The organism is Vibrio sp. J1-1 (assembly GCF_021728395.1).
In the GTDB taxonomy this organism is placed as follows: Bacteria; Pseudomonadota; Gammaproteobacteria; order Enterobacterales; family Vibrionaceae; genus Vibrio.
Map to the genome: position 1 here is coordinate 1 of NZ_JAKKCM010000003.1, position 12,909 is coordinate 12,909.

The following is a 12,909-nucleotide window of genomic DNA, read 5'->3' on the forward strand; positions in this document are numbered from 1 at the left end:
ACTCTCTTCCAGAAAGTCGGCAAAACAGTTTTGGATAGACATAAAAAAATCGGAAACCTATAAACAGATTTCCGATTGTCTCTCATCAGAAGGATCGGTCAACCGATCCTTATCTGATCTACATTGCCCGCAAGTCGGGAGTTTTTTCTTCATTCGAGTTATCAGTCCTTTATATGTTCACCGATACACTTCTGAAAGGATGAAACACTCTTAACTGCAATTTTGACTTTAATCTTCAGATTTGTTGAAAATTAACGACACTGAATTAACACAGTAACGTTCGCCTGTTGTTTGTGGTCCGTCTTCAAAAACGTGCCCCAAATGGCTATCACATGTCGCACAGCGAATTTCAGTACGCACCATTCCGTGACTTAGATCATCTAAATAGCGCACCGCTTGGTCATTAATCGGAGCATCAAAACTCGGCCAGCCACATCCTGAATCGTACTTGTTATCAGAGACAAAAAGAGGGGCATTACAGCAAGTACAGCTATATATACCAGTTTCCTTATTATGCAATAACTTACCACTGAACGGTGGCTCAGTTCCCTGCTCTCTACACACACGAAACTCTTCATCAGATAGACGCTCACGCCAATATTCATCGGACTTCGTCATTTTTCCTCCGCTTTGTTCCACTAATTTTAGATCCTTATTTCTAGTTTTTAGCAATGACTTTTTTAGCAAAAAACTTGATTCTCGCAACAGTTGTAGCACATACTTTCTCACCAGAGCACCATGTGTAATTAATTTGATACGAGCACTCATCTCACAGGTTATATTACGCCAACTGAGCTAGAGTAAAAGCAGTAAAAAGTTTAAAAAACGAACATTTGCAAAGAATTGTTAAAAAAAGCGTCGCTTTTTTTTGACTTTAAACAAGTTAAGTCCGATTATCTGTTGCAGATGTTTACTGGATTCTGTAATTTTACTACCAGTTATCTTTAATCAGAAATTAAGTTGTGGAGCAACTATAATGACTATCAAAGTAGGTATTAACGGTTTTGGCCGTATCGGCCGTTTCGTTTTCCGTGCAGCGCAAGAGCGTAACGACATCGAAGTTGTAGGTATCAACGATCTTATCGACGTAGATTACATGGCATACATGCTTAAGTACGACTCAACTCACGGCCGTTTCAACGGTACTGTTGAAGTTGAAGGCGGTAACCTAATCGTTAACGGCAAAACTGTACGTGTAACTGCAGAGCGCAACCCTGAAGACCTAAAATGGGACGAAATCGGTGTTGACGTTGTAGCTGAAGCAACTGGTCTTTTCCTAACTGACGAGACTGCACGTAAGCACATCACTGCTGGCGCGAAGAAAGTTGTACTAACTGGTCCTTCAAAAGACGCGACTCCAATGTTCGTTAACGGCGTAAACTTCGACACTTACGCTGGTCAAGACATCGTTTCTAACGCTTCTTGTACTACTAACTGTCTAGCACCTATCGCTAAAGTTCTTAACGACAAGTTCGGTATCGAATCTGGTCTTATGACTACAGTTCACGCTACAACAGCAACTCAAAAAACTGTTGACGGTCCTTCTGCTAAAGACTGGCGTGGTGGTCGTGGTGCTTCTCAGAACATCATCCCATCTTCAACTGGTGCTGCTAAAGCTGTAGGCGTTGTACTTCCAGAAGTAAACGGCAAACTAACTGGTATGGCTTTCCGCGTACCAACTGCTAACGTTTCTGTAGTTGACCTAACTGTTAACCTAGTAAACGGCGCATCTTACGAAGCTATCTGTGCAGCAATGAAAGAAGCTTCTGAAGGCGCTCTAAAAGGCGTTCTAGGTTACACTGAAGATGCAGTAGTATCTCAAGACTTCATCGGTGAAGTTTGCACTTCAGTATTCGATGCTAAAGCTGGTATCGCTCTAACTGACAAATTCGTTAAAGTTGTATCTTGGTACGACAACGAAATCGGTTACTCAAACAAAGTTCTAGACCTAATCGCACACATCTCTAAGTAATTAGAAACAGTGATTAGCTCTTAACTGAGTTGAAAAGAGGCGGCTTTATAGTCGCCTTTTTTGTATCTGGAATTTGAGAGCTGTATTTGAGTGCCACGCGCTCGCGAACTAAATACTCATCTCTCCCAGCGATAGGAAAATAACCAGATGGATTTAAACACCCTTCCTGCCCTAACCGTCCTTTCTGACAATGTCACCGTAGTAGAAGTTGATCAGGTCAAAGTTGTTCGTATCATTCACGATAAAGCAACCGCTGGTATATCTTTACACGGTGGTCATGTGGTGTCATATAAGCCAGCAGGTCAAGAAGACCTTGTTTGGATGAGTGAAAAAGCCATATTCGATGGCAAAGCCGCTTTGCGTGGTGGTATTCCAGTATGCTGGCCGTGGTTTGGTCGTATTGCTGCACCAGCCCATGGCTTTGCTCGCACAACAGAATGGGAACTGGTTGAACACCGTGAAAGTGACCATGGTGTCATCGTAGAACTTGCCCTATTCCCAAGCGAAGAGACACACCAAATCTGGCCGCATATGTTTGAGGCTCGCCTTTTGGTAGAAGTCGGCGATGAACTCAAATTAACCTTAAAAGTACAGAATATCGATGACGATGCATGGACGTTTTCTGGTGCTCTGCATACTTACCTTAACGTCGGTGATGTTTTACAAGCCCAAACCTCAGGCATGGGTAGCGAGTACATCGATAGCTTGAAAGACGATGAGGTATGTCAAGGAGGCGAAATTCTGCAACTGACCGACATAATAGACCGTGTATACACACAGCCTGAAGCGAAGATCTTGGTCAAAGACCCTGTATTTGGACGCACTCTAAGTGTAGAAAACCACGGTCACAACTCGGCTGTATTGTGGAACCCTTGGGCAGAAGGTGCCCAATCAATGGGGGACATGGCTGATAATGGTTACCAAACCATGCTATGCGTCGAGTCCGCTCTGCATGCTTCCAATCTTGATCAAGGTAAAACCTTGCAACCAGGTGAAAGCTACGAACTGGTTACCGTTATTTCCGCACAATAACGACGTCACAGCCGGTTTAAGCCGGCTTTTTTCCAGGCAACCCTAAATCATCCTCTCTCCCATCCATCTACAACAATACCTGTTCTTTGAACTCTCTAGTTCTAACTGGCTCGCTACGCAGCTGTTTAGCGGTTTTTGTTTCACTTAAAGTCGTACTTTTTGATAGAATTTGGCGCCTTACTTTTAGTCCGAGATCGTCATGAACTATCAATGCCCTCTGTGTCACCAACCTCTTACCTTAAGCGTAAAGACGTTTAAGTGTGAAAATAACCATCAATTCGACATGGCAAAAGAAGGCTACGTGAACCTGATGCCGGCACATCATAAACGTTCTAAAGATCCCGGCGATAACAAGGAAATGATGCAAGCACGTCGTCGCTTTCTGGAAGGAAAGTATTACGACCCGATGCGTCAAGAAGTCGCCCGTATTTGTACTGAGTACTCCCAGGGAACCACTCACCAGCTGTTAGATATTGGCTGTGGCGAAGGCTATTACACCGATCAAGTACAAAAATCATTGCAGGCGCAAGATGAGCAAGCCGTCACCTATGCCTTAGATATTTCAAAGATAGCGATTCGCTATGCGGCCAAACGCTACCCAGATTGTCATTTTAGTGTTGCCTCAAGCCATCGACTTCCATTCGCGGATCAATCTTTGGATGCTGTCCTGCGAATCTACGCGCCATGTAAAGCAGAAGAGCTTAAACGCGTCGTGAAAGACAATGGTGTCGTGATTACCGTCACGCCAGCAGGCCGCCATCTTTACCAACTTCGAGAGCGCATTTATCAAGACGTACGCCTACACGATGAAACCCCTGAAACCATCGACGGCTACGAACTAGAGCAACAACACCAGCTTAACTATGTGATGGACTTAAAGGACGGCGACGCATTTGACTTGTTACAGATGACACCATTCGCTTGGAAAGCCTCTGATGAACTCCGTGAAGAGCTAAAATCCGCTACACTTTTCCAATGTGAGGCCGATTTTATGCTGCGTGTCTATCGCAAATCCACGCATTGATACAGCTCAAGCGCAAAGCAAGTGAACATGTCACTCGTTGACTTAAATTTATCTTGTCGCCTCCACGAATATCTCTAGACATTTTTGGAGGCTACCCATGCGCTTTTCTATTTTAGGTCTTGCGTTTGCAATTTTGCTGACAGGTTGTGTCTCGACCACAGCGACAACTTATACTCCCTCTTCGCCTGACGTGACCAGCTTTTACGATTACAAGCTGTACTCCCCTTCAGGCTCTGCTGTTTCCCTCACTGACTTGACTCCTGAGCTACTGCAAGCGGACGTGATCATGATTGGTGAATGGCACACACATGCAGGTATACACCGTTTCCAGACAGATATGCTGAAACAGTTATCGAGCGGAAAACGGCCGATTGCCCTTTCAATGGAGCAAATCACTCGCGACAAACAAGACGTATTAGACGAGTATTTAAATAGCCAGATTGGTGAACAAGCCTTCATCAAACAAAGCAACGCCTGGCCAAACTATGAGAGTGACTATCGTCCCCTTATCGAGTTTGCAAAACGTGCAGATATTCCGGTTATCGCGGCTAACGCACCGAAAAAGATTGTACGTTGCATAGGACGCCAAGGTGTCGAGTACCTCAACAAGCTCGACAGCAAAGAGCGTCGTTTTGTCGCTGAGACCATCAATACCGATGACAGTCTGTATAAGGAAAAATTTATGGCTTCCATGCATCACGGCAAGCCAGAGCAAACAGAAAAGCAATACTCGGCGCAAATGACTTGGGACGAGACCATGGCAGAGTCGATTGTCGATTACCTCACTACGCATCCGGGAACTCAAATGCTACATGTGGCAGGAAAGTTCCACACCGAAGGTAGACTAGGCACGGCCACTTCGATTCTGAATCGCAATCCACGCTTAAACGTTGTAGTTGTAACACCAGTCACCGATGTCACCACAGATAGCTCGGATTATCAGCTTGAAGTGTTAGCGCCACCGGTTCGCTACGTCCAGGATAGCAATCGTATGAAATCCTTTAATCACCTTATCAAGCGCAACACTGATCTCGAGTGCCAATAAACCGCTGACGCGTTTAAGATCGCAAATCGCATTTTTATTGAGGTCTCTACAGGCAATCTATAACGTGAAATAAATCATGTAGGTCTGTTTTTTGCTTTAGCCTCTAGATATTCATGAGAGGCGGCAAAAACAGGCCTGTTTTTTGAACTATTTAAGAATTGCCAAACGTTGCCGATAAAGTCCATAACTGCTTTTTACCCACACTCAATGAGCGAGTGTCGATTTTCAAGGAGTATTCGATGAACCCAGTAGGAAGCAATCCTGTTAATACTTATGCGAATTTGCAGCCCACGGTGTCTTCAACAGCGAAAGGCACAGAAGACATCAATGTGTCACCACTAAAAATAGAAAAAAACAAAGTGACACTATCTCCTGAAGGTAAGGCGCTGCTTAGCGCACTACAAGAAATCGACCACGAAAGTAAAAAAGCGGCAGCAGAAAACAAAACCGTGGGTGAAAAGGTGGAATCATTCACACATGGCGCTTTGGGAATGGATCGCCCTGATAAAATAGAGGAAAAGGAAGACAGCTCCTACTCTGCGGGACAGTATCTCTCTGCTGCTTTGAGTGTTGGTGGCATTATTCTCGCGCTTGCATAATAGCCCAAGAACGGTCCTGACTTATTGGCTCTAAGGGCAACTTGCTAGTAAGTAAATATGACAATCTGGTTAACATTCCATGACTTACACAAAAGTGTCATGTTTTGTTGCTTTAATGCCTGCGCTTTTAATCGATAAGGAAAATATAATGAAGCGCTTAGCATTTCCTGTAGTTACCGCTCTCGCTGCCTCAACACTCTCTTTTAACGCCCTTTCAGCAGAGATAAAAAACGTCATTTTGATGATTGGTGATGGTATGGGCCCTCAGCAAGTAGGCCTACTTGAAACCTACGCAAACCATGCTCCGCACTCAATTTATAAAGGTGAAACCACCGCCTTGTACAAATTGGCAAAAGAAGGTGTGATTGGCTCTTCTTTGACTAATCCGGAAGATGCGATTGTGGTGGACTCGGCTTGCTCTGCAACCATGCTAGCGACTGGAAAACCTACCGCGTCAGAAGTCATCGGCATCGATAGTCAAGGCAATCATGTTGAAACCATTTTGGAAAAAGCCAAAAGTATCGGGAAAGCCACCGGCTTGGTTTCTGATACCCGTATGACGCACGCCACACCAGCGGCGTTTGCAGCTCACCAACCTCACCGTTCACTAGAGAACAACATTGCTGTCGATATGCTAGAAACAGAAGTAGATGTTCTGCTTTCTGGCGGCCTTCGTCACTGGATCCCAAGTTCAGCGAATGACAAAGGCGACACTTACAATCAGCTTGAAAAACTCACTCAAGGTAATGTTGCCCTTAAGTCTAAGCGTAAAGATGAACGTAACTTGCTGACTGAAGCTCAAGAACAAGGCTACAGCCTGGCGTTCAGCCGAGATATGCTAGAACAAGCTAAAGGTGACAAATTGCTCGGGCTTTTTGCTAACTCTGGTATGGCCGACGGCATCACGTACAGCCAAAGTAAAAATGACCCAAAACGCACACAGCCTTCTCTTAAAGAGATGACCGTAAAAGCATTGGATGTTCTATCAAAAGATAAAGACGGCTTTTTCTTAATGGTTGAAGGCGGACAAATCGACTGGGCTGGACACAGTAACGACGCGGGAACCATGCTTCACGAAATGATTAAGTTTGATGAAGCCGTGAATTCGGTTTACGAATGGGCCAAGGGACGCGATGACACACTTATCGTCGTGACGGCTGACCATGAAACTGGCTCTTTTGGTTTCAGTTATTCATCAGCGAATCTACCAAAACCAGAGAAGCGTAGCGGCGAAGCGTTCAAAAACAGAGACTACGCGCCTAACTTTAACTTCGGTGATTTCTCTATCCTTGATGGACTGTACAATCAAAAAGCCAGTTACTACGGTATGCTGGATAAATTCGCCGCATTACCTGAAGCAGATAGAACAGCGGAAAACTTAGCTAAGATCATCAATGAGAATAGCGAGTTCCCAATCACGGCCGGTCAGGCAGCACACATTATGCAAGACAAGCCAAACCCATATCATGTAGAAGGTCATAGCTACCTAGCACAAGAGCAAGTACCAGCCATTCACGATTTTGATGCGTTCTTCCCATATAATGACCGCACAAACTTGATTGCGCGTGAGCACGCTACGGGCCAAAACACGGTTTGGGGCACAGGTACACATACACATACTCCTGTGAATGTGTTTGCTTGGGGCCCTGCTGATAAAATTATCCCGGTGTCCAAGATCATGCATCACTCAGAGCTGGGCGAATACCTAAAGCAGCAAATCAAGTAATCACTTTGCACTTACTTAACCACTTTGTGGTTTTTCAAGCGCTCTCCCACTAGAGCGTTTTTTTATGCATCTTTTTTCTCAACCATATGCAGATGTACATCCTGCTGAGGGAATGGGATGGAGATACCTTCACGATCAAAGCGAAGTTTCACCTCCTTGGTGACATCCCAATAAACATCCCAGTAATCATCCGTTTTCACCCAAGGGCGAACAATAAAGTCCACCGAAGAAGTATTCAGTGTATGCACTTTGATCATTGGCTCTGGAGTGCGCAGTACTGCTGGATGAGAGGTAATGATATCGCTCAGTACCGATTCTGCCTTTAACAAGTCATCAGCGTAGCCAATACCAAAAACCATATCCACGCGACGAATGCGCTCGTGCGTTACGTTTTTAATCACATCACCCCAGATTTTGCTATTCGGTACAATGATGATCTGGTTGTCGAAGGTACGAATCGTGGTGTTGACTAAGCTCATATGACTCACTTTACCATCCACACCACCCGCATAAACGAAGTCACCGACATCAAATGGACGGTAGATTAAGAGCATCATACCTGCAGCGAAGTTCGATAGCGTATCTTGCAATGCGAAACCAATGATCACACCGGCAATACCGAAACCGGTCAGGATTGGCGCGAGGTTCAAGCCTATCTGAGACAAACCAACCATGATACCAATCACCCATACGAATTTGCCGGACATCGAAACAAAGAAATCCTGCATCAGATGGGAGAGTTTTAAGTTTCTAGACGCAACCGCCTTACGCATCACTTTACGAGTTATTTTTGCTAATGCACGAGCAATGGCCAAAATTAACACGAAAATAAACAGTTGAAATAGGTGCTGTGGTGCATTTCCGGCTAACCAATCCACGGCAGAGTTTGACCAGTGGCTAATGATGGACCAGACAACTTTGCTATTCAGCAGATCATGAGTGATGCTGCCAGTAACTTCGAATATTTGGCGTTTATACTCTGAGGTTTCAATACCAATTTTGTCACCAATTGACATCAAGTTACGCAGGCTTTCTGTTGCAATCTCCAGCCTTTGCTTGATGATCATCTGGCTCAGTTGCTGCGTTGCTTTTTCCGATTCTGGACTAGAAGAAAGTTGTCCACCGATAACTTCACTTTGCTGACTCAGGTACTGCACGGATGCCGACAATAAGCGAATACGCTTATCTACCTGTTCCTTGAATTCTGCCTCAGCACGCTTATTTTGTTCATTCAGTTGCTCTAACCAGACTAAGTTTTGCCATCTAGCCTCAAAAACTACGTCTAGATAATGCTGTATTTCACGATAGTCATTCACTATCGACAGCTTTTCCTCATCCTTAGCCGTGTTCAGTTTTTCTGTCACTGACTTGGTCTTCGATGCCAGGTAATCCGTTGCATCTTCCACATACTTTTGTTGCGTTTTGACTAATTGAATCAGTTTGTCGTGCGGGATAGATTCTTTTGCAATTGCGGTCGCTAACTGGGCGCGTAGTTGTTGGTTTTTTTGAAAGAGCTGTAACTGAAGTGCATCACGCTCATCACCATTTTGCTGATTTAAACTCTGCGTTAAATCGATGATATCGATGTTCAAGTTATCAATGGATGCTTCAGCCGCTGATACGGCCGGCTCTTCTTGTTTCTCAGCAGCGTTTACAAACCCAGGGTTCATCATCACAATGAAAAGAGAGAGTAACGCAACCCAAGGTGCCAAGCGATTTTTCAGCGGAAAACTAAACGTCATTTTTACCTCGTAAAAAACTGGAATCGATCAGATAAGAGCACAGGCGAGAACATCACCTTTGTTTATTTTACATCACGCAAAGATAAGTACGTGTCAAAAGAGGCGGTTAGATGTAAAAGTGAGGTAAGGCACACACCAAAAGTGTGTAAATGATCTTAGGTGAGTATGTTGACCCTCACTTTAAGAGCAGCCCAAGCCTATCATTAATGCCATTACTCATTCGGTAAATAGGGAACTGGCTCATGAAAACCCCCTAGACTAAACCTGAAATTGGCGTACCAATAGCCAGCAAATCTGCGCCCATTTGTCACCACAAAATGGTGATGATGTGGCGACAGATTTTACGAGCATGTACGTATACATTTAGGCTCTGTGGGGATGGTTTAAAATGTGGTCTTCCCAGTCGACAACATCGATTTCGTACACCACTTTATTACGTACACTTTCACCTGCTGCGTGCATCGCTGACTTTGAGCCAGTGATAAGTGGGTGCCATTCTGGTAACGATTGGCCTTCAGCTAAAAGGCGATACGCGCAAGTATGGGGTAACCAAGTAAAGTCATCTATGTCTTCACGGGTTAGCTTTGTACATTCTTCACCAGACGTGAAGCGATTTGGATAATCTTTGCATGAGCAAGTTTTGCTGTTTAACCAGCTACATGCCACGTTAGTGTAATAAATTTCGTCAGAGTCTTCGTCCATGAGCTTGTGAAGACAGCATTTACCACATCCATCACACAGAGACTCCCACTCCTCTTCGGTCATCTGCTCTAACGTTTTACTTTGCCAAAATGGAGTGCTCATAGTTTCGGTCTCACCAAAGGAAATAGGGGGCGATTTATACCTGTCTCACCACAAAAGTTCAAGTATTCAGCAATTATCGTGTTAGCGAATTTATCCGTTAACGACATTAAGCGACTTTCTGGTGGCATGCTCTATTCTTAAACCAGTGTAAGGTGGTTTAAATATTGATAAGAGGGAGAATCACTTATGGGCATCATATCTTGGATAATCTTAGGTTTGATCGCAGGAGCATTAGCAAAGTGGTTAATGCCAGGTAATGACGCTGGTGGTTGGATTGCCACAATGTTTTTGGGAATTGCTGGTGCATTTGTTGGTGGCTTCTTAGGAAGTTTTCTGGGACAAGGTGGCGCAGCAGGTATCAACGTCGGTAGCATTATTACCGCCACTCTGGGCGCATTCGTCATCTTGTTTGTCTATAACCGCTTTCTGAAGTGATCATTTCAGCGAGGTGAAAGAGTACAAGTGCTTTGGATCTACTTGTACTTTTTATTTGCTTCCCCCCTTCCAATCCTCGCCAAAATGACCATAATTGCCACCTCAATTTCTAAGAGGTTTACATTATGGATTGTCGACTAGGCTGTGGCGCATGTTGTATCGCCCCAAGTATCTCTTCACCGATACCCGGCATGCCAAACGGTAAGCCCGCTGGTGTTCGTTGCGTACAACTTAACGATGACAACCTTTGTAAACTTTTTGGTCAGCCAGAGCGCCCAAAAGTGTGCCATGATTTCAAACCATGCCCGGTTGTGTGTGGAAAGACCAACCAAGAAGCGCTGACGAATATTACTGAATTAGAGCAGTTAACGTAGCCCTTACACCTGTCTTTTATCCCCACGGCTCTATTGCGCAATCTTTGCTCTTTCGGTTGCATCTCTGAGACACTGTCGCACATACCAATCCTACTCTTATAGTTTCGTATTTTGCCTCACACTTAGCTGACAATCCTCAACTATGTTCAGCAGGTTATTGAATACAAAATAGGAAATTATATGAATAAGTATTTGGCTGAGGCTTTTGGTACGTTCTGGTTAGTACTAGGCGGTTGTGGCAGTGCAGTATTAGCAGCAGGGTTTCCTGAAGTCGGCATCGGACTGTTAGGTGTGGCGCTGGCATTTGGTTTAACCGTTCTTACCATGGCTTTTGCTATTGGCCATATTTCTGGCTGCCACTTGAACCCTGCCGTGACAATTGGCCTTTGGACAGGTGGTCGTTTTGACATAAAAGAAGTTTTGCCTTACATCATCGCTCAGGTTGTCGGCGGTTTAATTGCGGGTGGCACACTTTATGTGATTGCATCGGGCCAAATGGGCTTTGATATTGTCGCCTCAGGATTTGCATCTAACGGTTACGGTGAACACTCACCAGGCCAGTACTCTATGTTGGCTGCTTTAGTAACAGAGATTGTCATGACCATGATGTTCTTGATTGTCATTATGGGTGCAACCGACAAACGTGCACCTGAAGGGTTTGGGCCTATTGCTATCGGTTTGTGCTTAACGCTTATTCATTTAATCAGTATCCCTGTTACTAACACTTCGGTGAACCCTGCACGTAGTACTGCGGTGGCTATTTATGTCGGTGACTGGGCTATCTCTCAATTATGGCTTTTCTGGATTGCGCCAATCATTGGTGGCGTTTTGGGTGCGGTTATCTATAAAAACTTATTGGCTTCAGACTTGGACAACTAACCGTCTTACTGAGCCATAAATAAGACAATAGTATCAATCGATAAATAAACAGAAAAAGCCGCTGAATTCAGCGGCTTTCCATTATAACTTGTGTCGACCTAAGAGTGAGTGTGACAACGTGGTGCCATCGACAAGCTCAAGTTCACCGCCGACCGGAACGCCATGTGCGATTCGGCTTGCCTCGACTTGATGCTCTCTACACAATTCCGCAATGTAATGTGCTGTTGCTTCCCCTTCTACCGTTGGGTTGGTAGCAAGAATCACTTCAGCGATATCACCTCTACGAAGACGATAATCGAGTACATCTAAACCAATATCACTTGGACCGATACCATCAAGCGGAGATAAATGTCCCATCAATACAAAGTATCGCCCAGAGTACTGGCCCGTCGCCTCTACCGCTGCAATGTCTGCCGGGCTTTCTACCACGCAAATTTGGCCATTTTCCTGGCGTTTTGGGTTAGTACAAATGTGGCAAACTTCTTCTTCAGTAAAAGTACGACACTCGGAACAATGGCCAATTTCCGTCATTGCCTGACTAAGTGCATCGGCGAGTTGTAAGCCGCCTTTTCTATCTCGCTGTAACAAATGAAAGGCCATACGCTGCGCCGACTTGGGGCCAACCCCAGGTAGACAACGTAAGGCCTCCATCAACTGTTCCAGCATATGACTGGTACGCATTGAAAGTCCGCTTAGTTAAATTTCAGCAGGTTAAAATGGCATCTTCATACCTGGTGGTAGTTGCATACCGCCAGTGACTTCTGCCATTTTCTCTTTTTGAGTTTCTTCAACGCGACGAGCCGCATCGTTGAATGCCGCCGCAATCAAATCTTCCAGCATTTCTTTGTCGTCTTCCATCAAGCTTTCATCGATGTCAACACGACGTACACTGTGGCTACCAGTGATTGTAATTTTAACTAGACCAGCACCAGACTCGCCAGTTACTTCCATATTCGCAATTTCTTCTTGAAGCTTTTGCATGCGATCTTGCATTTGCTGGGCTTGCTTCATTAGGTTGCCCATACCGCCTTTACCAAACATGTTTATCTCTCTGGTTTGTGATACCAATCGTAGTAAATAACTGGTCATTCTAGCTTGTGAAAATACTCGATGACATCGTTGCACTTTTCGTTTCAAAAGTAAGTTGATTGTAGAATAACTACTTATCGAAAAATTGCGCCTTGTCCTCAAGCATTTTTCCTGCGCTATTTCTGCTCACTTATTTACTGTGATTGCTATGAGGTGTTGCATCAATTAATGGGGTTATGACTTCACGT

General features: G+C 44.6%; 14 protein-coding genes. 9 read left to right on the plus strand and 5 right to left on the minus strand.

Annotated features, from left to right (window positions below):
• Positions 1-228 precede the first annotated feature (228 nt).
• Positions 229-618: a peptide-methionine (R)-S-oxide reductase MsrB gene (gene msrB / locus L3V31_RS04870; protein WP_237315010.1), complete on the minus strand. Its 390-nt coding sequence runs from the start codon at positions 616-618 to the stop codon at positions 229-231.
• Positions 619-976: 358 nt separating this feature from the next.
• Between msrB and gap the strand changes: the two genes are divergently transcribed.
• The 6 genes from gap (at position 977) to L3V31_RS04900 (ending at position 7,398) form a co-directional block, all read left to right on the plus strand.
• Complete coding sequence (gap, locus tag L3V31_RS04875; protein WP_237315011.1) at positions 977-1,972, plus strand: type I glyceraldehyde-3-phosphate dehydrogenase; 996 nt, start codon at positions 977-979, stop codon at positions 1,970-1,972.
• A gap of 147 nt (positions 1,973-2,119) precedes the next feature.
• Positions 2,120-3,004 (plus strand): D-hexose-6-phosphate mutarotase, encoded by an 885-nt coding sequence (locus L3V31_RS04880; protein WP_237315012.1) that lies wholly within the window; start codon positions 2,120-2,122, stop codon positions 3,002-3,004.
• Between the two features lie 199 nt (positions 3,005-3,203).
• Positions 3,204-4,028: a 23S rRNA (guanine(745)-N(1))-methyltransferase gene (rlmA, locus tag L3V31_RS04885; RefSeq protein WP_237315013.1), complete on the plus strand. Its 825-nt coding sequence runs from the start codon at positions 3,204-3,206 to the stop codon at positions 4,026-4,028.
• A gap of 97 nt (positions 4,029-4,125) precedes the next feature.
• Complete coding sequence (locus L3V31_RS04890; protein WP_237315014.1) at positions 4,126-5,073, plus strand: ChaN family lipoprotein; 948 nt, start codon at positions 4,126-4,128, stop codon at positions 5,071-5,073.
• A 239-nt stretch (positions 5,074-5,312) separates the two neighbouring features.
• The gene (locus L3V31_RS04895; RefSeq protein ID WP_237315015.1) at positions 5,313-5,672 is read left to right on the plus strand and encodes a hypothetical protein; all 360 of its coding nucleotides are present in this window, start codon (positions 5,313-5,315) and stop codon (positions 5,670-5,672) included.
• A gap of 148 nt (positions 5,673-5,820) precedes the next feature.
• Positions 5,821-7,398, plus strand: a complete 1,578-nt coding sequence (locus tag L3V31_RS04900) for an alkaline phosphatase (protein WP_237315016.1) — start codon at positions 5,821-5,823, stop codon at positions 7,396-7,398.
• 62 nt (positions 7,399-7,460) lie between these two features.
• Here L3V31_RS04900 and L3V31_RS04905 read toward each other — a convergent pair whose 3' ends face one another.
• Positions 7,461-9,140, minus strand: a complete 1,680-nt coding sequence (locus L3V31_RS04905) for a mechanosensitive ion channel domain-containing protein (RefSeq protein WP_237315017.1) — start codon at positions 9,138-9,140, stop codon at positions 7,461-7,463.
• A gap of 363 nt (positions 9,141-9,503) precedes the next feature.
• Entirely contained in the window at positions 9,504-9,944 is a 441-nt protein-coding gene (locus L3V31_RS04910) for a YcgN family cysteine cluster protein (RefSeq protein ID WP_237315018.1), read from the minus strand.
• Positions 9,945-10,130: 186 nt separating this feature from the next.
• Here L3V31_RS04910 and L3V31_RS04915 point away from each other — a divergent pair, with 186 nt between their 5' ends.
• The 3 genes from L3V31_RS04915 (at position 10,131) to aqpZ (ending at position 11,632) form a co-directional block, all read left to right on the plus strand.
• Entirely contained in the window at positions 10,131-10,379 is a 249-nt protein-coding gene (locus tag L3V31_RS04915; RefSeq protein ID WP_237315019.1) for a GlsB/YeaQ/YmgE family stress response membrane protein, read from the plus strand.
• 125 nt (positions 10,380-10,504) lie between these two features.
• Positions 10,505-10,753 carry a YkgJ family cysteine cluster protein gene (locus L3V31_RS04920; RefSeq protein WP_014232593.1) on the plus strand — a complete coding sequence of 83 codons (249 nt, stop codon included), beginning with the start codon at positions 10,505-10,507 and terminating at the stop codon, positions 10,751-10,753.
• Positions 10,754-10,933: 180 nt separating this feature from the next.
• Complete coding sequence (gene aqpZ, locus L3V31_RS04925) at positions 10,934-11,632, plus strand: aquaporin Z (protein WP_237315020.1); 699 nt, start codon at positions 10,934-10,936, stop codon at positions 11,630-11,632.
• Between the two features lie 81 nt (positions 11,633-11,713).
• Here aqpZ and recR read toward each other — a convergent pair whose 3' ends face one another.
• Positions 11,714-12,313 (minus strand): recombination mediator RecR, encoded by a 600-nt coding sequence (recR, locus tag L3V31_RS04930; RefSeq protein WP_237315021.1) that lies wholly within the window; start codon positions 12,311-12,313, stop codon positions 11,714-11,716.
• 30 nt (positions 12,314-12,343) lie between these two features.
• On the minus strand, positions 12,344-12,673 hold the full coding sequence (locus tag L3V31_RS04935) for a YbaB/EbfC family nucleoid-associated protein (RefSeq protein ID WP_237315022.1): 330 nt from the start codon (positions 12,671-12,673) through the stop codon (positions 12,344-12,346).
• Between the last annotated feature and the right edge of the window lie 236 nt (positions 12,674-12,909).